24 protein-coding genes and 1 pseudogene are annotated in these 22,465 nt (G+C 59.3%); 11 read left to right on the forward strand and 14 right to left on the reverse strand.

Going from position 1 to position 22,465, the window contains the following annotated elements; translation table 11 throughout:
* Positions 1-34: 34 nt before the first annotated feature.
* From tviB to V6943_RS15305, 6 genes are all read left to right on the forward strand, one after another.
* Positions 35-1,321, forward strand: a complete 1,287-nt coding sequence (gene tviB / locus V6943_RS15280) for a Vi polysaccharide biosynthesis UDP-N-acetylglucosamine C-6 dehydrogenase TviB (protein ID WP_340554298.1) — start codon at positions 35-37, stop codon at positions 1,319-1,321.
* Positions 1,322-1,325: 4 nt separating this feature from the next.
* Positions 1,326-2,345: an NAD-dependent epimerase/dehydratase family protein gene (locus V6943_RS15285; RefSeq protein ID WP_340554300.1), complete on the forward strand. Its 1,020-nt coding sequence runs from the start codon at positions 1,326-1,328 to the stop codon at positions 2,343-2,345.
* Between the two features lie 122 nt (positions 2,346-2,467).
* On the forward strand, positions 2,468-3,622 hold the full coding sequence (locus V6943_RS15290) for a glycosyltransferase family 4 protein (protein WP_340554717.1): 1,155 nt from the start codon (positions 2,468-2,470) through the stop codon (positions 3,620-3,622).
* Positions 3,623-3,741: 119 nt separating this feature from the next.
* On the forward strand, positions 3,742-4,686 hold the full coding sequence (locus V6943_RS15295; RefSeq protein ID WP_340554301.1) for a UDP-glucose 4-epimerase family protein: 945 nt from the start codon (positions 3,742-3,744) through the stop codon (positions 4,684-4,686).
* An 18-nt stretch (positions 4,687-4,704) separates the two neighbouring features.
* Positions 4,705-5,253 carry a sugar transferase gene (locus tag V6943_RS15300; RefSeq protein ID WP_340554303.1) on the forward strand — a complete coding sequence of 183 codons (549 nt, stop codon included), beginning with the start codon at positions 4,705-4,707 and terminating at the stop codon, positions 5,251-5,253.
* Between the two features lie 192 nt (positions 5,254-5,445).
* The gene (locus V6943_RS15305; RefSeq protein ID WP_445324138.1) at positions 5,446-7,458 is read left to right on the forward strand and encodes a polysaccharide biosynthesis protein; all 2,013 of its coding nucleotides are present in this window, start codon (positions 5,446-5,448) and stop codon (positions 7,456-7,458) included.
* 102 nt (positions 7,459-7,560) lie between these two features.
* On the opposite strand, the gene V6943_RS15310 is transcribed toward V6943_RS15305, so the two are convergent.
* The 4 genes and pseudogenes from V6943_RS15310 to V6943_RS15325 all read right to left on the reverse strand — a co-directional run bounded on the left by V6943_RS15310 (position 7,561) and on the right by V6943_RS15325 (position 10,520).
* Positions 7,561-7,878 (reverse strand): nucleotidyltransferase domain-containing protein, encoded by a 318-nt coding sequence (locus tag V6943_RS15310; RefSeq protein WP_340554305.1) that lies wholly within the window; start codon positions 7,876-7,878, stop codon positions 7,561-7,563.
* Positions 7,875-8,297, reverse strand: coding sequence for a nucleotidyltransferase substrate binding protein (locus V6943_RS15315; protein ID WP_340554307.1), 423 nt, complete (start codon positions 8,295-8,297; stop codon positions 7,875-7,877). Before V6943_RS15315 ends, V6943_RS15310 begins: the two co-directional genes overlap by 4 nt.
* Positions 8,298-8,349: 52 nt before the next feature.
* Positions 8,350-8,952: pseudogene (locus V6943_RS15320) on the reverse strand (hydroxymethylglutaryl-CoA lyase); the annotation flags it as partial.
* Positions 8,953-9,317: 365 nt separating this feature from the next.
* Positions 9,318-10,520, reverse strand: a complete 1,203-nt coding sequence (locus tag V6943_RS15325; protein ID WP_340554309.1) for a CaiB/BaiF CoA transferase family protein — start codon at positions 10,518-10,520, stop codon at positions 9,318-9,320.
* 516 nt (positions 10,521-11,036) lie between these two features.
* On the opposite strand from V6943_RS15325, the gene tcdA reads away from it, so the two are divergent.
* Positions 11,037-11,846 (forward strand): tRNA cyclic N6-threonylcarbamoyladenosine(37) synthase TcdA, encoded by an 810-nt coding sequence (gene tcdA / locus V6943_RS15330; RefSeq protein ID WP_197445978.1) that lies wholly within the window; start codon positions 11,037-11,039, stop codon positions 11,844-11,846.
* A gap of 95 nt (positions 11,847-11,941) precedes the next feature.
* Entirely contained in the window at positions 11,942-12,442 is a 501-nt protein-coding gene (locus V6943_RS15335) for a methyltransferase family protein (protein WP_340554311.1), read from the forward strand.
* Between the two features lie 4 nt (positions 12,443-12,446).
* Here the strand turns inward: V6943_RS15335 and V6943_RS15340 are convergent, their stop codons facing one another.
* The 5 genes from V6943_RS15340 to V6943_RS15360 all read right to left on the reverse strand — a co-directional run bounded on the left by V6943_RS15340 (position 12,447) and on the right by V6943_RS15360 (position 16,013).
* Entirely contained in the window at positions 12,447-12,863 is a 417-nt protein-coding gene (locus V6943_RS15340; protein WP_340554313.1) for a SufE family protein, read from the reverse strand.
* Positions 12,860-14,062, reverse strand: coding sequence for an aminotransferase class V-fold PLP-dependent enzyme (locus V6943_RS15345; RefSeq protein WP_340554315.1), 1,203 nt, complete (start codon positions 14,060-14,062; stop codon positions 12,860-12,862). The genes V6943_RS15340 and V6943_RS15345 overlap by 4 nt, the downstream gene beginning before the upstream one ends.
* Positions 14,063-14,146: 84 nt before the next feature.
* Positions 14,147-15,181 carry a 2,3,4,5-tetrahydropyridine-2,6-dicarboxylate N-succinyltransferase gene (dapD, locus tag V6943_RS15350; RefSeq protein WP_340554317.1) on the reverse strand — a complete coding sequence of 345 codons (1,035 nt, stop codon included), beginning with the start codon at positions 15,179-15,181 and terminating at the stop codon, positions 14,147-14,149.
* A 43-nt stretch (positions 15,182-15,224) separates the two neighbouring features.
* Positions 15,225-15,596 carry an ArsC family reductase gene (locus tag V6943_RS15355; protein WP_181100981.1) on the reverse strand — a complete coding sequence of 124 codons (372 nt, stop codon included), beginning with the start codon at positions 15,594-15,596 and terminating at the stop codon, positions 15,225-15,227.
* A gap of 84 nt (positions 15,597-15,680) precedes the next feature.
* Positions 15,681-16,013, reverse strand: coding sequence for a thioredoxin family protein (locus tag V6943_RS15360; protein WP_181100983.1), 333 nt, complete (start codon positions 16,011-16,013; stop codon positions 15,681-15,683).
* A gap of 139 nt (positions 16,014-16,152) precedes the next feature.
* Here V6943_RS15360 and V6943_RS15365 point away from each other — a divergent pair, with 139 nt between their 5' ends.
* A complete protein-coding gene (locus V6943_RS15365) occupies positions 16,153-16,398 on the forward strand; it encodes a hypothetical protein (RefSeq protein ID WP_181100985.1) in 246 nt (81 codons plus the stop codon).
* A gap of 10 nt (positions 16,399-16,408) precedes the next feature.
* Entirely contained in the window at positions 16,409-16,555 is a 147-nt protein-coding gene (locus V6943_RS15370; protein ID WP_181100987.1) for a hypothetical protein, read from the forward strand.
* Positions 16,556-16,589: 34 nt separating this feature from the next.
* Here V6943_RS15370 and dapC read toward each other — a convergent pair whose 3' ends face one another.
* Genes dapC through purM form a run of 5 tightly spaced genes read right to left on the reverse strand, consistent with a single transcriptional unit; the run spans position 16,590 to position 20,990 of the window.
* Positions 16,590-17,786, reverse strand: a complete 1,197-nt coding sequence (dapC, locus tag V6943_RS15375) for a succinyldiaminopimelate transaminase (RefSeq protein WP_181100989.1) — start codon at positions 17,784-17,786, stop codon at positions 16,590-16,592.
* 50 nt (positions 17,787-17,836) lie between these two features.
* Complete coding sequence (locus V6943_RS15380; protein WP_181100991.1) at positions 17,837-18,499, reverse strand: hypothetical protein; 663 nt, start codon at positions 18,497-18,499, stop codon at positions 17,837-17,839.
* Positions 18,500-18,556: 57 nt separating this feature from the next.
* A complete protein-coding gene (locus V6943_RS15385; RefSeq protein ID WP_181100993.1) occupies positions 18,557-19,267 on the reverse strand; it encodes a DUF3108 domain-containing protein in 711 nt (236 codons plus the stop codon).
* An 8-nt stretch (positions 19,268-19,275) separates the two neighbouring features.
* The gene (gene purN, locus V6943_RS15390) at positions 19,276-19,929 is read right to left on the reverse strand and encodes a phosphoribosylglycinamide formyltransferase (RefSeq protein WP_181100994.1); all 654 of its coding nucleotides are present in this window, start codon (positions 19,927-19,929) and stop codon (positions 19,276-19,278) included.
* Positions 19,929-20,990 (reverse strand): phosphoribosylformylglycinamidine cyclo-ligase, encoded by a 1,062-nt coding sequence (gene purM, locus V6943_RS15395; RefSeq protein ID WP_181101489.1) that lies wholly within the window; start codon positions 20,988-20,990, stop codon positions 19,929-19,931. Before purM ends, purN begins: the two co-directional genes overlap by 1 nt.
* Before the next feature lie 320 nt (positions 20,991-21,310).
* On the opposite strand from purM, the gene V6943_RS15400 reads away from it, so the two are divergent.
* The gene (locus tag V6943_RS15400) at positions 21,311-22,444 is read left to right on the forward strand and encodes a DUF2066 domain-containing protein (RefSeq protein ID WP_340554324.1); all 1,134 of its coding nucleotides are present in this window, start codon (positions 21,311-21,313) and stop codon (positions 22,442-22,444) included.
* The last annotated feature ends 21 nt before the right edge of the window (positions 22,445-22,465 follow it).

Consider the following 22,465-nt stretch of genomic DNA (forward strand, 5'->3'; position numbering starts at 1 on the left):
TTCATTATTGTTAATTACTTTTTGGTTTATGGATATGGATACTTCAAACAGTTCTAAAGGTTTAAATCTCGCCATAATCGGACTCGGCTATGTAGGCCTACCCCTAGCCGTTGAGTTCGGTAAAAAACGCCCTTTAGTGGGCTTTGACATCAACACCAACCGCATTACCGAACTGCAATCCGGCTACGACTTTACTCTTGAAGTCAGTGGAGAAGATTTGAAGCAAGCCAGCCAGCTGAGTTACACCGCCAATCTGGACGATCTGCGCCAATGCAATTGCTTTATCGTTACTGTGCCAACGCCGATTGATGCCTACAAACGTCCTGACCTGACACCACTGATCAAGGCCAGTGAAACCATCGGCCAGGTGTTGAAAAAAGACGATATCGTGATTTACGAGTCTACGGTCTACCCTGGTGCTACCGAGGAAGACTGTGTGCCGGTGCTGGAGCGGGTGTCTGGCTTGAAGTTCAACGAGGACTTCTTCGCAGGCTATAGCCCGGAGCGTATCAATCCCGGTGACAAGCAGCACCGTGTGCACAACATCATGAAGGTCACGTCCGGCTCCACACCAGCAATTGCCGAGGTGGTGGACCGGCTGTATCAGGAAATTATTGTAGTAGGCACACACAAGGCCCCGTCGATCAAGGTGGCCGAGGCGGCTAAGGTTATCGAGAACACTCAGCGCGATGTGAACATTGCACTGGTCAACGAGCTGGCCCTGATTTTCAACAGGATGGGCATTGATACCCAGGCGGTGCTTGAGGCTGCTGGTACCAAATGGAATTTCCTGCCGTTCCGTCCCGGTCTGGTCGGTGGCCACTGTATTGGCGTGGACCCCTATTACCTGACGCACAAGGCGCAAGCCATCGGTTACCATCCAGAGATGATTCTAGCCGGGCGGCGCATCAATGACGGTATGGGCGAATATGTGGTCAGCCAGCTGGTTAAGGCGATGGTCAAGGCATCGATTGGCGTGGCAGGTGCGAAGGTTTTGGTTATGGGGCTGACCTTCAAGGAAAACTGCCCGGATCTGCGTAATTCACGAGTAGTGGATATTGTCGGGGAGCTTAACGAATACGGTGCTAAACCGATTGTCTATGACCCTTGGGTGAGCGCCTCTGAAGCACAGCAGGAATATGGCATTACGCCGGTCAGTGAGCCGCAGGCTGGTGCTTATGACGCCATTATCCTGGCCGTTAGCCATGAGCAGTTCCGTCAGATGGGCGCTGCCGCCATTCGCGCTTTGGGCAAGGACAAGCATGTGCTGTATGACCTGAAGTACCTGCTCGCCGCCGATGAAAGTGATTTGAGGCTGTAAAACCATGACTACGTATGAAAATTTGCTGGAGGCCTTGCCACAGCAACCTAAAACCTGGCTGGTCACCGGCGTAGCCGGTTTTATCGGCTCCAACCTGCTGGAAACCCTGCTCAAGTTGGATCAGCAGGTGGTCGGGCTAGACAACTTTGCTACCGGCCATCAGTACAACCTGGATGAAGTTCGGGGGCTGGTCACGCCGCAGCAGTGGGCACGCTTTCGTTTTATCGAGGGCGATATCCGCAATCTGGATGACTGCCGCCGCGCCTGTGAGGGCGTGGACTATGTGCTGCACCAGGCAGCACTAGGCTCGGTGCCGCGCTCGATCTATGACCCGATTACCACAGATGGCACCAATATTGGCGGTTTCCTCAATATGCTAGTGGCAGCCCGTGATGCCAAAGTCAGCAGCTTCACCTACGCTGCCAGCAGCTCCACCTATGGTGACCACCCGGCGCTGCCCAAGGTCGAGGAAAACATCGGAAAACCGCTGTCACCCTATGCCGTGACCAAGTATGTGAATGAGCTGTATGCCGATGTATTTGCCAAAAGCTATGGCTTCAAGTGCATTGGTCTGCGTTATTTCAACGTGTTTGGGCCGCGTCAGGACCCCAACGGCGCCTATGCCGCCGTCATCCCGAAATGGGCTGCGGCGATGATCAAGGGCGAAGAGATATTTATCAATGGCGACGGCGAAACCAGCCGTGATTTCTGTTTTATCGAAAATGTCGTACAAGCCAATCTACTCGCTGCCACCGCAGGCGATGAGGCGAAAAACGAGGTGTACAACGTAGCTGTAGGCGACCGCACTACGCTAAACGACCTGTTCTACGCACTTCAGGCGGCGCTGGCCGAAAGCGACAAGGCCTACGGGCAGCAGCCGGTATACCGCGACTTCCGCGCCGGCGACGTACGTCACTCGCAAGCGGATGTGTCCAAGGCGGCTAGCAAGCTCGGCTATGCACCGCAGTTTGACATTAGGCAGGGAATTGTCAGAGCGATACCTTGGTATGTTTCGTCTTGCTAAGGAAACTCTGAACAGCCATACCTCGAAGTTACCGTGCAGGCGGCGGCCTAAGCGCTGTGGCTTCTAGCCTGCGCTGGAATGTTAATACTTCAGAGCGTCGCTAAGAAATCGACCTGTTGCTAGTGGGAATTAAAGGAAAAATTCATTTGCCTTCCCGTATAATCGTCTTTGTTGTAAATGACCCCGCTTACTTTGTTTCTCATCGCATGTGCATCGGTCTACGCCTACTTGCAGAAGCTTATGCAGTACATGTCATGGCTCCGGGGCCATGTCCTGAAACGCTAGTGGGGCACGGCTTCATTTATCATGAGGTATCGATGTCTCGCAAAGGCAAGAATCCCTTGTCTGAGCTTTCAACTATTTATGAGCTGTATTCGCTTTTCAAGACACTCAAGCCGGACGTGGTACACTTAGTTACTATCAAGCCTTACCTTTATGGTGGCATTTCCGCGCGGCTTGCTGGTGTTAAAACGGTGGTTTCTGCTGTGGCCGGCTTGGGTATTCTGTTTAGCCAAAATACCCTTAAAAGTCGTGTTTTACGTGCAGTGCTTTACCCGCTTTATCGTTTTGCTTTTGGCCATCCACGGCAAACGGTTATTTTCCAGAATCAGGATGACAAGGCTTTGTTGCAGCGATTTGCCCGCCTGCCGAAGGAAAAGGCTGTTGTGATCCGTGGTGCGGGCGTTGACCTTGCTGCATACCCTTTTCTTCCAGAACCGCAAGGCGAGATTGTCGTTAGTCTTGCTTCCCGATTGCTCAAGGACAAGGGAGTGGTCGAGCTTGTCGAAGCCTCCCGCATTCTGCGGCAACGGGCTGTTGCTGCGGTTTTCTGGCTAATTGGCACGCCTGATCCCGGCAATGCCAATACTGTCACCCAAGAGCAGCTGGATGCTTGGGAGAAGGAAGGGCTGGTAAAGTGCCTGGGCTATAGGACGGATATAGCTGATATCTTTGCTAAGTCTCACATTGTTACTTTACCTTCCTGCTATGGTGAGGGATTGCCGAAGGTTCTCATTGAAGCAGCAGCTTGTGGGCGAGCAGTTATAACAACTGATCATCCAGGTTGCCGAGATGGTATTGAGGTTGATGAAACCGGCTTGCTAGTTCCGATCAAAGACAGTACTGCTTTGGCTGATGCCATTGAGCTTTTAATTGCCAATCCTGAAAAAAGGAAACAGCTCGGACAGGCGGGGCGCCGGCTGGCTGAAAGTGTATTTGATGTGGAAAAGGTCATTGATGAGCATATAAGGATTTATGATCAATTGTTGAAGCCCTGAGTGGATTTTTGGTGTTGAACCTGGCTACAGCCCAGGCACGCTGGCATTGGTAAAGCCGATGAGAATATATTGGAGCTATAATGGCTTCAAGGAGAGTTAATGAGATTGTTTTATTTCCCATGATCAAAATTATTCTGTCCGGTGCGAACGGTTTTGTTGGTTCTCGATTGTTCTCCGAGCTTAAGCAAGGCCCTGGGTTTCAGACTGTCGGGCTGTGCCGTCGCTTACCGCAGGGAGAGGACAGCTCCGGACTGGATGCTGTGGGGGATTTACAGCAGGCTGATTTGTCTGCCTTGTTGCCGGGCGTGGATGTGCTGATCCACGCCGCCGCCCGTGCCCATATCATGAAGGACGAAGTGTCCGATCCTTTGGCTGAGTATCGTCGCGTCAATGTGGAAGGCACGCTGAACCTGGCTCGTCAGGCTGCGGCTGCTGGAGTGAAGCGTTTTATCTTTATCAGCTCGATCAAGGTAAATGGTGAAGCAACCATTGATGGGAGGGCTTTCTCTGCTAATGACAAGCCTGCTCCCGAGGATGCCTATGGCCTTTCCAAATCTGAAGCAGAGCAAGGCCTGATGCAATTGGCTGCAGTAACTGGCATGGAGGTGGTGATCATCCGTCCCCCGCTGGTGTATGGGCCGGGCGTAAAGGGCAACTTCGCCAGCATGACCAAGCTGGTCGAGAAAGGGATTCCCCTTCCATTCGGCGCCATCCACAACAAGCGCTCACCGGTCGGTATCGACAATCTGGTTGATCTGATCATCCGCTGCATTGATCATCCCGCCGCCGCTAATCAGGTATTCCTTGCAGGCGATGGTGAAGACTTGTCGACTACTGAGTTACTGCATGGCGTGGGCAAGGCCATGGGTAAGCCTGCTCGGCTGATCCCCGTGCCGGCTGCTCTGCTGCAGTTTGGGGCTACGCTGCTGGGTAGAAAGGCCATGGCTCAACGGCTTCTCGGCTCGTTGCAGGTGGATATCAGCAAGACATGCGAGCTGCTGGACTGGAAGCCGCCTTATACGGTGAAAGAAGGGCTGAGGCGCTGCTTCGAGCGTTCCAATTGATCTTTTGATGGTGAATCCGTGATTCGAGTGTTTGATTTTGTTTTTTCGCTGTTGGGGCTCGTGGTTGGTTTTCCGGTGTTGCTGGTCCTGACGATTGTCGGCTTGTTCGATACCGGCTCGCCGGTTTTTCGCCAGGTGCGGGTTGGGCGCCATCAGAAACCTTTCACATTGGTCAAGTTCCGCACCATGAAGGTGGATACCGCATCGGTTGCCACTCACTTGGCCAGTAGTGCTTCCATTACCCGTTTTGGCCACTTCCTGCGCAAGACCAAGCTGGATGAACTGCCCCAACTCTGGAATGTACTCAAGGGTGAGATGAGCCTGGTGGGGCCGCGCCCTGGGCTGTTCAACCAGGAAGAGTTGACGGAAGAGCGCGCCAAGCGCGGGGTATTCGATGTTCGGCCTGGTATTACCGGGCTGGCACAAGTCAATGAAATCGATATGTCCACGCCGGCGTTGCTAGCGGAAACGGATCAGAAAATGATCCAGAGCCTGACGGTGGGGGACTATTTCAAGTACATCTTTATGACGGTTGCCGGGAAAGGGGCGGGCGACAGGGTTCGGTGAGGTAGCTGTGTTTTCTGCTGGGCTATTTTTTGATCGAGGCTGAAGCGCTCCCGCAGGTATGTAGCGAGCAAGCTGGCTCTTATCTATAGGAGGCGAGCTAGCCGTTATATTAGTTAGGCAGTGCTCGTGAATAGGGCCTATACCTTTTGGGGTACAAACGCGCATTAAGGTTGATTGGTTTGAGGTTTTCCTGTGTTGAGACTGGCTGAAAAACTGCGCTCCCGCCTAGTAAAGCTGCCACGTCGGCAGAAGCGTGTCATTCAGGTGGCCACGGATGTTCTGTTGGTCTGGATGGCGCTTTGGCTGGCCTTTTTCGTTCGTTTGGGTGATGCGGATTTTGTGCAGCCACTCGGTGGGCACGCCTGGTTATTCGGAGTTGCACCGCTGGTCGCGATTCCGTTCTTCATCCGTTTCGGCATGTATCGGGCCGTGATGCGCTACTTCGGCAACGACGCGCTGATGGCCATCGTCAAGGCGGTTACGCTCTCGGCGCTGCTTTTGTCTCTGGCGGTGTATTGGCGTACCGACGCGCCCAAGGTCATTCCACGCTCGATGGTGTTCAACTATTGGTGGCTGAGCCTGGTGCTGATCGGCGGTTTGCGGCTGACGATGCGCCAATACTTTATGGGGGACTGGTTTTCCCCGGATTCGCTTACCAAGTTCAAAGGCCGCGATGTGAGCCTTCCCAAAGTGGCCGTCTACGGAGCAGGTGCGGCGGGCAATCAGGTGGTTGCAGCGTTGCGTCTGGGACGCGCGATGCGTCCGGTTGCGTTTATCGATGATGATCCAAATCTCTTCAACCGCACTATCGCAGGGCTGCGCGTGTATTCGCCCAAGCATATCCAGCAGATGATCGACGAGACAGGAGCGGATGAGATTCTGTTGGCGATTCCGTCTGCATCGCGGGGCCGGCGGCGTGAGGTGCTGGAGACATTGGAGCATTTCCCCCTCCATGTACGCAGTGTTCCCGGTTTTATGGACCTGGCCAGCGGCAAGGTCAAGGTCGAGGATATTCAGGAAGTCGACATTGCCGACCTGCTCGGGCGCGACGCCGTACCGCCGCGGCAGGCGCTGTTCGAGAAGTGCATCCGCGGCAAGGTGGTAATGGTGACCGGTGCTGGCGGCTCGATTGGTTCGGAGCTGTGCCGGCAGATTCTGTCGAACAAGCCTCAAACGCTGCTGCTGTTCGAGCACAGCGAGTTCAATCTATACAGCATTCACATCGAACTGGAGCGAGCTATCGAACGGGCTTCGCTGCCGGTTCGATTGGTGCCGATCATGGGTTCCATTCGTAATCCCGAGCGTCTACTGGATGTCATGCGCACCTGGCAGGTGGAGACGATCTACCACGCGGCGGCGTACAAGCATGTGCCGATGGTGGAGCACAACGTCGCCGAAGGCGTTCTGAATAATGTGCTTGGCACCATGAACACGGCCCAGGCGGCGGTGCAGGCAGGGGTTACCAACTTCGTGCTGATCTCGACCGACAAAGCGGTGCGCCCGACCAATGTGATGGGTAGCACCAAGCGTGTCGCGGAGATGATTCTGCAGGCGTTGAGCCGTGAAACTGCGCCGGTGCTCTTTGGCGCTGGCGAGTCGGTGCATCACGTCAACAAGACTCGCTTTACTATGGTGCGTTTCGGCAATGTGCTGGGCTCGTCGGGGTCGGTGATTCCGCGCTTCTATCAGCAGATCCGTTCGGGTGGGCCGGTGACGGTTACTCATCCGAAGATCACTCGCTACTTCATGACCATTCCGGAAGCCGCTCAGCTGGTGATCCAGGCAGGCTCTATGGGGCAGGGCGGTGATGTGTTCGTGTTGGACATGGGCCAGCCAGTGCGGATTGCCGAGCTGGCCGAGAAGCTGATTCACCTGTCTGGCCTGAGCGTGCGTTCGGAGAAGAGTCCGCACGGGGATATCGCCATCGAATTCACTGGGTTACGGCCGGGTGAGAAGCTGTATGAAGAGCTGTTGATAGGCGACAACGTGAGCCCTACCGAGCATCCGATGATCATGCGCGCCGATGAGGAGTATTTCACTTGGGATGCGCTGCGCAGTGTTCTGGCGAAACTGCTCAAGGCGGTTGAGCAGGATGACTATCCGCAGGTCCGGGTACTGCTGCGCGAGGTGGTGAGCGGTTATGTGCCTGAGGGTGAGATCGTTGATTTGATTTATCAGCAGCGTAGAGCGGGGCCGGCTGAGTAGGGGTGGTTTGGAGCTGGGTTTGGCGATGTCAATAGCCTGAAAGCAAAAGCTTCGCCCCGAAGGCGGGCCTCCTACAGGTGAATCGCAGATTTTCGCTATGTGCTAGCCCGCTGCGCTGTAGAAGTGTTTTCCGATTCGGGCGATGTGATCGATCAGCTGTGGATTATCGAGTTGGTGATGCAGGGACAGGTCGATCTTGTAGGGCAAAAGCAGGTCGTCCAAGGCCAGCTCGATGTTGAGCAAGTCTTGATATGAGAGCTCATTACCTATCAAGGTCAGGTCGATGTCCGAGCCGGGCCGATAGGTCCCCTTGGCGCGAGAGCCATACAGGATTGCTTCGGTAATTTTTGGAAACAGCCGGAGCGCTTCTTGGATTGACTCGATGTCCTTATCTGATAAGCCAGAGTCGTGTGGATTCATGCGCTTGGCTCGACGCGGCTGAGCAGGGTCTGCTGTAGCTCCGTGAGCAAGGGATGGTGCTGCAACCGGATGTTCGTCAGGATCGCTTCGGCGGTTTCTTCGTTGTACGTATGCGAAGTGCGGTTACGATCCGTGAGCATTTGCATCCAGGCATGACCGTCGCTGATCAAATTCTTGCTGAAGGCTTCACGAATGGTATCGCGCGAGCCGACGATGCCATCAATGCCTTGCCATACAAGGAAATCCTTTAGCGTGTTCCAGCCAAGCTCATAGCAGTATTCGAAACCCTGAATGACACCTTGTTTTTCCAGTTTCGATAACTCACGTTGCTGCATGAGTTCCATTGCGTCATCGAGCTGTAGCAGAGCCCTGCTGAAGTTATCCAGGCGTTGTTGCCAGCGCACATCAATATTGTTCATTCGTGGGCCCTAATACGTTTGCGCATATGCTACAGCTTCGTCGTTGATAGGCCTATTTGTCTGACTCCTGCATCCATTTTTCGGCTTCGGATAAGGACGGTCCGACTTCCCCGCCTTGAGCACGGCGCCCGGTACGTCATGCCCGACTAGTTCCGGTAGGCTGGCGGCGCATTGGATCAGCTGATCAAGGTTAACTCCCGTATCCAGGCCCATGCGCTGGAACATGTGCACCAGATCCTCGGTGCAGATATTGCCGCTGGCGCCGGGCGCATAGGGGCAGCCGCCGAGTGAAGCGTCGAAGCGATCGATACTTGCATTCAGCGCTGCTGATGCATTGGCCAGTCCCATGCCGCGGGTGTTGTGAAAGTGCGCGTGAACACCGCTTCGGGCCAGTTGCTTAAGGCTTCACGGCAGATGCGCTCGACCTGCGCCGGATCATCCATGCCGGTGGTGTCGCAGAGGGTGATGCCTTGCACGCCGATATCCAGCAGGCGCTGCACCAGCTTGTATACACGGGGCTCCGGAATCTCGCCCCGAACGGGCAGCCGAAGGTGGTGGACAGCGAGGCGTTGATGAACACGTCGCTGGCACGGGAGACTTCGATGATTTCGCGGAACTGAGCCAGAGATTGCTCCGGCGTCATACGCAGACTGGATGTATAGGCGTTTGGTCATGATGTCTCCGGGAGTGGCATGCGCTGATCGTTCGATGACCATCAGGTTAGTTTGATAGTCCCAAGCTCCGCTGGAAACGGCACTGCGACGCTTTGCGTCGCTGGACGCTGAGCGTCCCGTTGGCGCTCCTACGCAGAGCGTGACAGCCATAAGATGCCCTTTGGGCAGCGAGTGGCTGGTGGGCTGAAGCCCACCCTACGACTGCTTCGTGCCGAGGGCTGGCCTCCTACGACATTTAAAGCCTACGCCGCACCGCTTTTTGTGGGAGGCGCGCCCTCGCGGCGAATACAGGCGATAGCTAACAAAACCAAAGCCTCGCCCCGCGGCGAACGGGTTTGATGGCTGCTCAGATAACTCCCCGTTCACGCAATCCCTGACGCTGCGCTTCGGTAAGGCCAAGCCCTGCCAGTACGTCTTCGGTGTGTTCGCCCAGCTGCGGGCCGCCGGTGCCGATGCGGCCCGGTGTGCGGCCGAGTTTGGGCAGCACGCCTGGAACCTTGAGCGGGCCGGCGAACGTTTGTACCTGCTCGATCATCTGCCGCGCCAGGTAGTGCGGGTCCTTGACGATATCGGCGGCGGTGTAGGGGTAGCCGGCTGGGACGCGCGCTTCTTTGAGCGCCTCGATCACCTCGTCGCGGCTGTGCTGCGCGGTCCATTCACCGATGGCGGCATCGATCAGTTCGGCATGCTGGGAGCGGCCGTCGTTATGGGCGAAGCGCGGATCATCGGCCAGGTCCTGACGCTCCATCAGCGTCATCAGGCGCTTGTAGATGCTGTCGCCGTTGCCTGCGATCAATACGTACGCGCCGTCGCTGCACAGGTAGGAGTTGGACGGCGTGATGCCGGGCAGGGCGCTGCCGGCTGGCTCGCGAATATAGCCGAAGGCGTCGAACTCGGGCACCAGACTTTCCATCATGGCGAATACCGATTCGTACAGCGCGACATCAATCTCCTGGCCCTTACCGCTGCGGTTGCGCTCCTGCAGGGCGAGCAGCACACCGATCACACCGTAGAGCGAAGACAGCGAGTCGCCAATGCTCACGCCTACCCGTACCGGCGGTTGGCCCGGATAGCCGGACAGATGCCGTAGGCCACCCATGGCCTCGCCGATCACACCGAAGCCGGGCAGGTCTCGGTACGGGCCGGTTTGGCCGTAGCCGGAGATGCGCAGCATGATCAGGCGCGGGTTGAGCTTGGCCAGTTCGTCCCAGCCGAGGCCCCAGCTTTCGAGGGTGCCGGGGCGAAAGTTTTCCACCAGCACGTCGGCTTCAGCCACCAGCTGACGAACGATTTGTTGACCCTCGGTTGCCTTCAAATCGAGGGTTATCGATCGCTTATTGCGCGACTGCACGTGCCACCAGAGCGAGGTGCCATCCTTGAGCTTGCGCCACTTGCGCAGTGGATCGCCGACGCCCGGCGGCTCGATCTTGATCACCTCGGCGCCGAACTCGCCGAGCATTTTGCTGGCGAAGGGGCCGGCGATCAGCTGGCCCATCTCGATAACCTTGAGGCCTTGCAGCGGCAAGCTGTTTTCATTCTTTTCGTTCATCACAACACCTGTGCCGGCTCGATTCATGTGCGGAGGATGACCGAGAGCCGCGACGCGGACAATTACCAACTAACCAAGCATGGTTTCGCAGAGTGCACAGGCTGTCGGTTGATGTCTTTTAATCGGGCGGTTTACCAGGGGTAGTGCAGGCCTTGGTTGGCGCGGGTGTGGTTGTCGCGGGGAGCGGTCCAGGCCTCGGTTTGCATAGGAGGCACGCCAACGGGGCGAGGTGTTTTTGCTCTGCCGGTGAGCTAACGAACGCCACCGGTTTTCGAATGGTGGTTCAGGCGCGCGGAGAATCTTGAGCCATTCGCCGCGAGGGCGCGCCTCCTACAGGATTTATGCAGGTTTCGGCGTTAGTGGCGGGCGTGGTGGTTGCAGGGGCGGCGCAGGCCTTCGGTTTGATGTAGGACTCGGGGCGAAGCTTTCAGGAGGGCTGTCAGAGCTGACGTCGCGGGCTGGGATCGAGGTGAATGTCGGCCCTATAATCGCGCGATATTTCCCAGGGGTATCGACATGGCTATCGACGATCAGCGTTTTGGCGGTATAGCCCGTCTCTACGGTGCTGCTGGGCTAGAGCGGCTGGCGGCGGCGCATGTGGCTGTGGTCGGGATCGGAGGGGTTGGTTCCTGGGCGGCCGAGGCGCTGGCGCGTAGCGGGGTCGGCGAGATCAGTTTGTTCGATCTGGACGATGTCTGTATTACCAACACCAACCGGCAGGTGCATGCGCTGGAAGGCGCCGTTGGCAAACCCAAGGTTGATGAGATGGCGGCGCGGATCAAAGCGATCAACCCCGCATGTGTGGTGCATGCCGTTGCCGACTTCGTCACGCGCGACACCATGGCCGAATACATCACCGAACAGATGGATTGCGTCATCGACTGCATCGACAGCGTGCCGGCCAAGGCGGCGCTGATCGCCTGGTGCAAGCGGCGCAAGATTCAGATCATCGCCACGGGCGGCGCGGGCGGGCAGGTTGATCCGACGCAGATCCAAGTCACCGATTTGAACAAGACCTTCAACGATCCGCTGGCCGCCAAGGTGCGTTCCCTGCTGCGGCGCGAATACAATTTTTCCCGCACGCCGGGCCGTACCTACAGCGTGCCCTGTGTGTTTTCCACCGAGCAATTGCGCTACCCCAAGCCGGATGGCGGTGTCTGCCAGAGCAAGAGTTTCGTGGGCGAGGGAGTAAAGCTCGACTGTGCCGGCGGTTTCGGCGCGGCGATGATGGTCACTGCCAGTTTCGGTCTGGTGGCGGCGGCGCGCGCCGTCGACAAGCTGGTGGCGGGAGCACGGCGGCCGGCGGAGCGTGCGCCGATAGGCTAGTCCTGACGCTGTTGCCTTTGTCTTCATTGAAGTCGAACCGTGGCGTTGCGCTTGTTGTCCTTTAGATTCATGGAAAGGATGGGACGCCAGAGAACGTGAAAAAGCTGCTCGGCAGGGTCGATACCCTGATCTACCTGATCGTCGGCCCGTTCGGCGTGCTCTATGTATTCCCGCGTTTCTTTCTGCAACTGGAACAGCAACTGGGCATCGAGCTGCCGCGCCTGGCAGTTCTGAAATACGCCGGTGTCACGCTGATGAATCTGGGAGGGCTGCTGGCGATCGTCTGCGCGCTGATGATGTACCGGCATGGCAAGGGTACGGTCAGCCCGCTCTCTGGACCGAAGGCTCTGCTGCGAGGCGGTCCGTACGGATGGGTCAGGCATCCGATGATGTGGTCGGGCACTTTCGTACTGATCGGCCTGATGTTGATCTACAGTTCGCCGCTGCTGGCGGTGTGGCTGGCGATCTGGAGCCGCTTTGCCGCGGTATATATCGCGCGCTATGAAGAGCCCTACCTGGAATCGGTGTTCGGTGAGCAGTATCGCGATTATCGCCGACGTACGCCGCGCTGGTTCCCCTGGCGCCCTGCCAGATGAGCTGCTATCGCGTTTGCCGGCTCAGTTCGCGCATGCGCGCCAATACTGCATTCATGCCGTTGCTGCGCGAAGGCGATAGCTGCCGCGACAGGCCGAGTTGGTCGAACCACTCTGCGATGTCGAGCTGCCGCAGCTGAGCAGCGTCGAGTCCGTTGACGCGCACTAGCAGAACGGCCAGAAGCCCGCGTAGCAGGCGCGCCTCGCTGGTACCCCGGAAATACAAGAGATTTCCCTGCCGCTCGCCGATCAACCACAGCTTGCTCTCGCAGCCTGCCACTTGGTTGGTCTCGTTGCGTTCGAGTTCGCTGACCGGCTCGAGCCGGTCGCCCCACTGCATCAGCAACCGCGCGCGCTGCTCCCAGCCGGCAGCCTGTTGAAAGCCGAGCAGGGCTTCGCTGGCAGAGGCAGGCAGCTCGCTCATTGAAGCAGCTCCAGCGATTGGTCCAGCGCTGCGAAGAAGCGTTCCAGATCGGTGCCGTCGTTGTACAGCCCGAGCGATACGCGGATGGCGCCATCGACTCCCAAGGCTTTCAACAGCGGCTGTGCGCAGTGGGTCCCGCTGCGTATGGCGATCCCTTGCTCGGTGAGCAGGTGCGCTAGATCACCGTGATGAATGCCGCTCACGGTGAAGCTGGCCAGCGCTAACTGCGGCTTGCCCAGCAGTCGCACGCCTTCACGTGCCGCGAGGCCTTTCAATAAGTGTTTATGCAGTGCTTGTTCGTGATCAGCCACTGCCGTTGCGTCCAGGCTGGACAGATAATCCAGCGTTGCGCCGAGCCCGATGACCGCACCGATGGGCGGCGTACCGGCCTCGAAGCCCAGCGGCGCGGCATGGAATTCGGCGTCCTGGAAGTCGGCGATACGGACCATCTCGCCGCCGAATTGCCAGTGCCTGAGCTTGAGCAGTGACTCGCCGCGCCCATAAAGCGCGCCGACGCCTTCCGGCCCGTAGAGCTTGTGGCTGGAGAGCACATAGAAGTCGCAGGCTAGCGCCTGCATGTCGTGTCGGCCATGGACCACGCCTTGGGCGCCGTCGACGATGGTCAGCGCGCCTTGAGCCTTGGCCAGCGGCAATAGCTCTGCAAGCGGTTGCCAAGCGCCGAGCACATTGGATAGCTGGCTGACGGCAAGTAGGCGGGTCCTTGGGCCAATCAATTGAGCCGCCGCTTCGAGATCGATCACTCCGCGATTATTCAACGGCAATACCACCAGCCTGGCATTGCGTCGCTTCGCCAGTTGCTGCCAGGGCAGCAGATTGGCGTGATGCTCCAGCGCGCTGACGACGATCTCGTCATCCGCTTTGATCAGCGGTTCGAGGCCATAGGCAAGTAGGTTGAGCGCCTCGGTGGCGCCACGGGTGAAGACGATTTCGGTCGGGCTGGCTGCGTTGAGCCACCGCGCCACCTTGATCCGTGAATCCTCGAAGGCGCGTGTCGCGCGCTCGGCCGGCTGATGCTGGGCGCGGTGAACATTGGCGGTGCCGCTGGTGTAATAGCCGGTCAGCGCATTGATCAACGCTTGCGGCTTTTGCGCCGTGGCGGCGCTATCGAGGTAGGTCTGGCCCTGGGCTTCGAGAATGGCCAGGGCGGGGAAATCGGAACGCCAGGGGGACAAAAGCATAGCGTTAAGCCTGAAGCTGGAAGCTGGAAGCCCAAGCGATGCGCGGTTGCTTCCGGCTTCCGGCTTATGGCTTCCAGCTAGCGGTCAGTTATGCGCGTGCAGCGCTTCGTTCAGCTCGATCGCGGACTTGTGCGTCTTGCATTCGACCGCGCCAGTCAGCGAGTTGCGGCGGAACAGCAGGTCGGTTTGGCCAGCCAGCTCGCGTCCTTTTACCACCTTGACCAGCTCGCCTTGCTCGTCGAGCAGGTTCACTTTGGTGCCAGCGGTGATGTACAGGCCGGCTTCCACGGTGTTGCGGTCGCCCAGCGGGATGCCGATGCCGGCATTGGCGCCGATCAGGCAGCCTTCGCCCACGGAAATGACGATGTTGCCGCCACCGGACAGCGTGCCCATGGTCGAGCAGCCGCCGCCGAGGTCCGAGCCCTTGCCAACGAAGACGCCCGCCGAGACGCGGCCTTCGATCATGCCTGGGCCTTCGGTGCCGGCGTTGAAGTTGATGAAGCCCTCATGCATGACGGTGGTGCCTTCGCCCACGTAAGCGCCAAGACGGATGCGTGCGGTGTCGGCTATGCGCACGCCAGTCGGGACCACGTAATCAGTCATCTTCGGGAATTTGTCGACGGAAATGACTTCCAGCAGATAGCCCTTCAGGCGTGCTTCCAATTGGCGCTCGGCCAGTTCAGCCAGATCCACCGCGCCCTGGTTGGTCCAGGCGACGTTGGGCAGCAGCGGGAAGATGCCGGCAAGGTTCAGGCCGTGCGGCTTGACCAGGCGATGGGAGATCAGATGCAGCTTGAGGTAGGCCTCGGGCGTCGAGGTCAGCGCGGCGTCTTCGGCAAGTAGTGTGACTACCAGCGGGCGCTGGCTTTCGGCCAGACGGGTCAGCAGTGCGTGCTGGGTGCTGTCGATCGATTTGATCGCATCCGCCAGTTGCGCGGCCTGGCTGGTGGAGATGGTGATGGCCTGATTGCCACCTTCATAGCCGAGCAGCGGGGCGATAGCGGCGACCAGCTCGCCGGCCGGTTGCAGCAGCGGCTGCGCGTAGAAAACTTCCAGCCAGCTGCCCTGACGGTTCTGTGTGCCGACGCCGAACGCCAGGCTGAATAGGTTTTTGCTCATGGGGAATCCCTTTATCAATCACGCTCGTCTTGGCGAGCGGGTCTCAGTTCTTGGCTGCCAGCTCGACAGCGTAAATATCCGGCTTGAAGCCAATCAGCGTCTTGTCGCCCAGATCGAATACGGGGCGCTTGATCATCGATGGCTGAGCCTGCATCAGCTCGATGGCCTTGGCTTGGTCAAGATCAGCTTTTTGCACGTCGTCCAGCTTGCGGAAGGTGGTGCCAGCACGGTTGAGTACGGTCTGCCAGCCATGTTCGTTGCACCAGGCTTCCAGGTGGGCGCGGTCGATGCCGGCGCTCTTGTAGTCATGGAACTCATAGCTCAAGCCCTGCTGGTCGAGCCAAGTACGGGCCTTTTTCATGGTGTCGCACGCCTTGATGCCGTACAGACAGAGTCCTTTGTGTTGATCGGGCATAACAGCTCCGCATTCTCCGGCCAAACTGGACCGCGGATTATGCCACGATGAACACGAACCTGCCGCTTTGAGCGGCCTGGCGCTTTAGCTAGCGGAGTTGTCCGCCTGGCGCAGCAGATCCTCGATAGCCTGGGTGCTGGTCGGACGCACCACGCGGTCGAGTTCTTCGCCCTGGCGCATGAGAATCAACGTCGGCCAGAGTTTGACGCGAAACGACCGCCCCAGTGGCCGCCCAGGACCGTCTTCGATCTTCAGATGACGCAGTGAGCGCTCGGCCATAGCAGTCGCCAATGGCGGTTGCGCCGCACGGCAATGACCACACCAGTCGGTGCCGAATTCGAGCAGGGTAAAACCTTCGAGATCATCCACTTCGTCTCGCGAAGGGGCATTGGCGGTGTAGGTTTCGTTCACGGGCATGGTCGGCTCCTTGAGAATCCTAATAAGAGTGGGAGTCGCCGCAGCGGCCATCGGTTCAGCGGTAAAGGTCGCAAAGCGGTTCGACCTTTTTCAGGCCATACGTTGTCCATTGATCACAATCGTAACGATGAGGTCATGTATGGCACGCAAGCATTTCGAAAACCATGAGGCCATTTCCTCCGCCGTTCCTGCCGATGATGGATTCGAGGCGGTGATCGCGGTGAAGCGTCGTGATACCGACGACACTGCCCGAGTATTCAAAGTCGCCAACGGCCGGCATTACGACCTTGCGTCCGAGGCCGAAGTAGCAGCCGAGGCGGCGCTGACCAAGGTCAGGGAGGTCAGCAACGACGGTGAGCTGATTTGGGAAGAGAACGCAATCTGAGGAGAGCGCCATGAACGAGCCCGAAAAGCCCAATGTGGAGGAGCGCGATGAGCGCGAAGAACCCATCACGGCGGACATTCCGGAGCATATGAAGCCGGAAAACCTCGAGAAACTGCGCGACTACGGTAAAGACAAGATTCCGCCAGGTGTCGCCTGAAAGAGGGCCGGACGCCGCCGCGTCCGGCTCCGGCTCAAAGCGTGGCGATAAACGCGCGGATGCGCTCGGCTGCTTCAACGCAATCGGCGAGCGGCGCCACCAGCGCCATGCGAACCCGATCCTTACCAGGGCTGACGCCATCGACTTCGCGTGACAGATAGGACCCTGGCACCACGGTCACATGTTCGCGGGCAAACAGCTCGCGAGTGAATTGTTGGTCGTCGACAGGCGTTTTCGGCCACAGGTAGAAGCCGCCATCGGGGCGCTGCACATCCATCACTGGTGTGAGGATGTCTAGAACCGCATCGAACTTTTCGCGGTACATCTGGCGATTGGCCTGGACGTGCGCCTCGTCGTTCCAGGCGGCGATGCTCGCGAGTTGGGTCTGCACCGGCATGGCGCAGCCGTGATAGGTGCGGTAGAGCAGAAACGCCTTGAGAATATCCGCGTCTCCAGCGACGAACCCGGAGCGTAGCCCCGGGAGGTTCGAGCGCTTGGACAGGCTGTGGAACACCACGCAGCGTTTGAAATCAGTGCGACCCAGCGCGGCGCAGGCGGTCAGCAATCCGGCTGGCGGTTGTTTCTCATCGAAGTAAAGCTCGCTGTAGCACTCGTCGGCGGCGATGACGAAGTCATGCTCGTCGGCCAGCGCGATCAGCTTCTGCAGCGTGTCGAGCGGCACCAACGCGCCGGTGGGGTTGCCCGGCGAGCAGAGAAACAGGATTTGCGTGCGCTGCCAGATATCGGCCGGAACGGCGTCGAAATCCGGATTGAACCCATTCTCGGCGGTACAGGGCAGGTAGTGCGGCGTGGCGCCAGCCAGAAGCGTCGCGCCTTCGTAAATCTGATAGAACGGATTGGGGCTGAGCACCAGGGCGTCCGCGCTGCGGTTGACGACGGCCTGAGTGAACGCAAACAGGGCTTCGCGGGTGCCGTTGACCGGCAATACGTGGCGCGCCGGATCGAGACTGCCAGCCGGTACGCCGAAGCGACGTTCGCACCAGCGGGCGATCGACTCGCGCAGCTCGGGGATGCCGAGTGTGGATGGATACACGGCCAGCTGGTCAAGACTGGCGGTTAGTGCCTGAGCAACGAAATCGGGCGATGGATGTTTCGGTTCGCCAATCGACAGCGCGATCGGGCGCTTTTCGCTCGGCGGTTGCGCGCCAGCGAGCAGGGCGCGGAGTTTCTCGAACGGATAAGGCTGCAGCAGAGACAGGGCGTTATTCATTGTGTGGTCTTCGAAACGTCGGGAAGCGCACAAATGCACGCTTCGATAAATCATTCGTTACGTGCACCGCCGTAATAGGCGCAGCCACGCAGGGTCTGGCCGTCGAGGCGCAGTTCGGCGGTCAAATGGCTGATCGCACCGCTGGCATCATCGACGCAACGCTGTGGCGCCACCCAGAGATCGAGGCGCTGGTTGTTGGCTTCGCTGCTGAAGCTCGACTGTCCGCCCGGAAGTTGTTCTTCCAGATACGGCACGGCCAAGGGGGCCTCGCCGGGACGTACGAGCAGCATGCCGCGGGTGGTGATCCTTACGCTCCAGCCTGGCTCGTTGCCACTGGCGCGCAGCGTCAATTGCTTGAAGTCGTCCGCGTCGCAGCCAGGACCTTCGGCTTGCAGTCGATAGACTTGGGTCAGTTGCAGTTGGCTATCGCCCTCTCGCGAAATCAGCGTGCCACGTACATCGGCAAACAGCGGTTGGCCGCTGTCGGACAATAGCGCCTGGGCATCTTCTGACAATCCGATCGCGTCGGTGTCGAGCAGTGTGATATGGCGTTCGCCCTGACAAGTGCGCAACGACAGCAGACCGTCGCGGTGCGTGACCTCGCCCTGAAGCCGCTCGGTTGGTTGTCTGCGAGGGCCGTCGCTCCAGGGTAACGATTGGCAGCCAGCAAAAACCGCCAGCAGGGCGAGCAGCAAGACGCGCGGAGAAGTCATGGTGAGATTCGCTGAAACGGCGGGCGATGACGCGCCGGCTGCCCGGCGCGGTGGTAATCAGTCACCTTTCACGGCTTTGTCGTCGACGGTGCCTTCTTCGAGCATGATTTGGTATTCCTTGCCGTCCTTCTCCACCTGATGCAGGCGGACCAGCATGTAGTCCCAGTCCTTGGCGAACCAGAGGATGGTCTGACGCTTGCTCTGCGTCGGATCACGCACGCGCTCGACCTTGATCGCATCGATCTGGCCTGCCTTGGTGCTGACCGCTTCCTCGCCGAGCACACGGAAGTCGTAGGTTTCGATTTCATCGCCATCGACGACCTGATAGCTCATGCTTTTTTCGCCCGCTGCCACCGCTTCCTGCAGCGCGATCTGGTAGGTGGACTTGTCCAGCAGGCCGCGGTTGAGCGGCAGCTTGACCGGATCACCACGATCTTCTCCGGTGACCTGCTTAGCCTGCCAATCGAAGTCGTGCTTGATGGATTTGCCTTTGCCTAGGCCGCTGCGCTTGAGACGGTATTTCTGCGGGATGAAGGTCTCGCCCTCGACGGTGAAGGTGCTGCGTTCATTGAAGCTGGCTACCAGCATGGAGGCTTCGAAATCCAGCTGCCAGGTATTGCCTTCGAGTTTTTCCAGGCTGCGCTGGGCGGTGCCGCTGACAGGCACTTGTTTCCAGTCTGCGGTGTAGCTGGCGGAGAAGGGCTTGAGCTCCAGAGCCTGGGCCGGCAGGGCCAGTACGGCGAGAGCGAGCAGCAAAGCGCGATGCATAAGATCTCCTAGATTCGTATCGGATGGCCGGAAGCCGGCAACGGAATGCCGTCAAGCATCGCGCCTTGCTCGGCAAGGCGCAAGCGGCCTTCGGCAAACCAGCGGACGGCCAGCGGATAGATGATGTGCTCGGCTGCATGCACCCGATCGGTCAGTTCGCCGATGCTTTCACCGGGCTCGATATTGAGGCTGGCCTGTATTGCCACGGGGCCACCATCGAGCTCTTCGGTGACGAAATGCACGCTGCAGCCGTGCTCGCGGTCACCGGCTTCGAGGGCGCGACGGTGGGTATCCAGCCCCTTGTATTTCGGCAGCAGGGACGGGTGGATGTTGAGCAGACGGCCCTGGTAATGGCGGACGAAGCTCGATGTAAGGATGCGCATGAAACCGGCCAGTACGACCAGCTGCGGCTCGTACGTATCAATGATCTCGGTCAGCGCGGCGTCAAAGGCTTCACGATCGGCGAAGTCCTTATGTTGCACGACGTGAGTGGCAATGCCGACGGCTTGCGCGCGCTGCAGGCCGAATGCTTCGGCGCGATTCGACACGACCGCGCGGATATGCACCGGATTCTTTTCACCGAGGCTGTCGATCAGGGCCTGGAGATTGCTGCCAGACCCTGAAATCAGCACTACGACATTGCAGGGCGCGCCGAGGCTCATCAGTGTTGTTTCAGATTGTTCAGCACGACGCGCTCGGCATCCGCACCAGCCGAGGCGATTTCACCGATCACCCAAGGGCTCTCGCCGGAGTCACGCAGGTTGCCGAGAACGGTTTCGACTTGATCCTGTGCCACACAAATGACCATGCCGACGCCGCAGTTGAGCACGCGGTGCATTTCATGCTCGTCGACGTTGCCTTTCTCCTGGAGCCAGTCGAACACCGCGGGACGATTCCAGCTGGCGATATCGAGGACGGCCTGACTGCCTTCGGGCAGTACGCGCGGGATGTTGTCCAGCAGGCCGCCACCGGTGATGTGGGCCATGGCCTTGACCGCGCCGGTGTCCTTGATCAGCTTGAGCAGCGGCTTGACGTAGATGCGGGTCGGCGCCATCAGCAGTTCGGTGAGTGGTTTGCCGCCGAGCTGGATGTTCTCGATATCGGCGCCGGCCACTTCGATGATCTTGCGGATCAGCGAATAACCATTGGAGTGCGGGCCGGAAGAGGGCAGCGCGATCAACGCGTCGCCGGCAGCGACCTTCGAGCCGTCGATGATTTCGCTCTTCTCGACCACGCCGACGCAGAAGCCGGCCAGGTCGTAGTCTTCGCCTTCGTACATGCCAGGCATTTCGGCGGTCTCACCGCCAACCAGCGAGCAACCGGCCAGTTCGCAGCCGGCACCGATGCCGGTAACCACGGTTGCGGCGATATCCACGTTGAGCTTGCCGGTGGCGTAATAGTCGAGGAAGAACAATGGCTCGGCGCCGCAGACCACTAGGTCGTTGACGCACATGGCCACCAGATCCTGGCCGATGCTGTCGTGCTTGTTCAGATTCAGTGCCAGGCGCAGCTTGGTGCCGACGCCATCGGTACCGGAAACCAGTACCGGCTGCTTGTAGCCGGCCGGAATTTCGCAGAGCGCGCCGAAGCCGCCCAGACCGCCCATGACTTCAGGACGCGCGGTACGCTTGGCCACGCCCTTGATGCGTTCGACCAGCGCTTCGCCTGCATCGATGTCGACACCGGCGTCCTTGTAGCTGATGGAGGGTTGCTTGCTCATAATCCGGACCTGTAAGGAGAGTGCGGGGCGACCGGTGGGACAAGGCTGTTGTCTCGACGCGGCGAGGGCGCCGGACCGGTCTGCGGAAAGCGCGCGATTTTATCAGGCTTGCCGCACAGCGGCCATCCCGCCGCGGTTCCCGTGGATGGATCGGCGAGTATGCGCCGCAGAGTAGTGATGTCCGACGCGCAACTCCGGAGCGCGGCGGTTGCCGCGGTTCAGACGCCTGTTTAAGGTATAGCGCTTGATTCCCCGTGGCCGAAGCTGATCGTCGTCAGTCGACCGGCAGGCTCCCCATGACTGGCCAGCCAGCGAGTATTTCCATGCGCCTCATTCCCCGTCTTTTGGCCCTTTGCTGTGCGGTCGTCTCCGCCCACGGCATGGCGGCACCTCTCAGCGATCTATACAAGGTGCGTGAACCAGTTGCCAGCCAGCAGCCGGATGAGCGCGAGGAAGCGCTGCGCAAGGCGTTCGATACCCTCGTACTACGCCTCACGGGCGAGCCCGAAACGGCAGCTGTTGCGCAACTGCGCAGCGATCCGCAGCAGCTCGTAAGCCGCTACGCCTATGAGGGCGATGCCGTTGTGGTGAGCTTCGATCCAATCACAACCGAGCGCGCGCTGCGGTCCGCGGGGGTGTCCCTGTGGGGAGCTGACCGCCCGAGCATCCTGATCTGGTGGCTGGGCGAGTCGGTCAACGGCACGAATCTGGTCGGCGACGCTCAGGAGGGGGCGTCCGATCTGCAAGCAGCCGCCCAGCATCGCGGCTTGCCACTGCGCCTACCTCTCGCCGATCTGAGCGAGCAGCTCGCGGCCACTGCCGAGACCATCGCGGCGAACGAGCCTGAGGCGCTTCGCGACGTGTCGGAACGCTACGATGCGGATGGCCTGCTGACGGTGCTTGCGAAGCAGTCCGGCGAAACCTGGGAGGCCAGTTGGCGCCTCTGGGTTGGCGATAAGCAGACGCAAGGCAAGGCGAGCGGCGACAGCCGGGCCGCGGTGGCAGATGCGGTGATGTTGGCGGTGAGCAAGTTTCTCGCACCGCAATACCGCGTGGCGCCGGGCGAGACCGAAGAAATCACTCTTGAAGTGCTGGGCGCCGATGTCGAGCGTTTCGCCGAATTGGATCGCCTGCTCGAGCCATTCGGCGCTCGCCTGATACGGGTCGAAAGCGATCGGCTGGTGTACCGCCTCAATGCCAGCCCGGATCAGCTGCGGTCTCAGCTGGCCTTGGCACGTTTGCAGGAAGTGCCGGCTGATGAAGTTGTTGCGCAGCCGATCGATGCCGGATTGCCGACGAACGATGCCGACGCACCGCCGAGCGATGCAACCGCGCCGGTTGCGGGCAGCGAAGCACCTCCGATCGATGCCCAGGCCCCACTCGAGGAGCCGGACCAGTCTGCCGCTGAGCCACCGTTGCAGCCAGATCAGGGCGAGGTATTGCGCTACCGCTGGTGATGCGCCGCTTGATCAATGCCG

This window comes from Pseudomonas sp. CBC3, assembly GCF_037967085.1.
Classification (GTDB): Bacteria; Pseudomonadota; Gammaproteobacteria; order Pseudomonadales; family Pseudomonadaceae; genus Stutzerimonas.

Excerpts from the sequence above, each read along its gene's own strand:
- tviB (WP_340554298.1), top strand. The coding sequence starts at position 35 with ATGGATACTTCAAACAGTTCTAAAGGTTTAAATCTCGCCATAATCGGA.
- V6943_RS15285 (WP_340554300.1), top strand. The coding sequence starts at position 1,326 with ATGACTACGTATGAAAATTTGCTGGAGGCCTTGCCACAGCAACCTAAA.
- V6943_RS15295 (WP_340554301.1), top strand. The coding sequence starts at position 3,742 with ATGATCAAAATTATTCTGTCCGGTGCGAACGGTTTTGTTGGTTCTCGA.
- V6943_RS15310 (WP_340554305.1), bottom strand. The coding sequence starts at position 7,878 with ATGAATCCACACGACTCTGGCTTATCAGATAAGGACATCGAGTCAATC.
- V6943_RS15315 (WP_340554307.1), bottom strand. The coding sequence starts at position 8,297 with ATGAACAATATTGATGTGCGCTGGCAACAACGCCTGGATAACTTCAGC.
- V6943_RS15325 (WP_340554309.1), bottom strand. The coding sequence starts at position 10,520 with ATGAACGAAAAGAATGAAAACAGCTTGCCGCTGCAAGGCCTCAAGGTT.
- tcdA (WP_197445978.1), top strand. The coding sequence starts at position 11,037 with ATGGCTATCGACGATCAGCGTTTTGGCGGTATAGCCCGTCTCTACGGT.
- V6943_RS15340 (WP_340554313.1), bottom strand. The coding sequence starts at position 12,863 with ATGAGCGAGCTGCCTGCCTCTGCCAGCGAAGCCCTGCTCGGCTTTCAA.
- V6943_RS15345 (WP_340554315.1), bottom strand. The coding sequence starts at position 14,062 with ATGCTTTTGTCCCCCTGGCGTTCCGATTTCCCCGCCCTGGCCATTCTC.
- dapD (WP_340554317.1), bottom strand. The coding sequence starts at position 15,181 with ATGAGCAAAAACCTATTCAGCCTGGCGTTCGGCGTCGGCACACAGAAC.
- V6943_RS15355 (WP_181100981.1), bottom strand. The coding sequence starts at position 15,596 with ATGCCCGATCAACACAAAGGACTCTGTCTGTACGGCATCAAGGCGTGC.
- V6943_RS15360 (WP_181100983.1), bottom strand. The coding sequence starts at position 16,013 with ATGCCCGTGAACGAAACCTACACCGCCAATGCCCCTTCGCGAGACGAA.
- V6943_RS15365 (WP_181100985.1), top strand. The coding sequence starts at position 16,153 with ATGGCACGCAAGCATTTCGAAAACCATGAGGCCATTTCCTCCGCCGTT.
- V6943_RS15370 (WP_181100987.1), top strand. The coding sequence starts at position 16,409 with ATGAACGAGCCCGAAAAGCCCAATGTGGAGGAGCGCGATGAGCGCGAA.
- dapC (WP_181100989.1), bottom strand. The coding sequence starts at position 17,786 with ATGAATAACGCCCTGTCTCTGCTGCAGCCTTATCCGTTCGAGAAACTC.
- V6943_RS15380 (WP_181100991.1), bottom strand. The coding sequence starts at position 18,499 with ATGACTTCTCCGCGCGTCTTGCTGCTCGCCCTGCTGGCGGTTTTTGCT.
- V6943_RS15385 (WP_181100993.1), bottom strand. The coding sequence starts at position 19,267 with ATGCATCGCGCTTTGCTGCTCGCTCTCGCCGTACTGGCCCTGCCGGCC.
- purN (WP_181100994.1), bottom strand. The coding sequence starts at position 19,929 with ATGAGCCTCGGCGCGCCCTGCAATGTCGTAGTGCTGATTTCAGGGTCT.
- V6943_RS15400 (WP_340554324.1), top strand. The coding sequence starts at position 21,311 with ATGCGCCTCATTCCCCGTCTTTTGGCCCTTTGCTGTGCGGTCGTCTCC.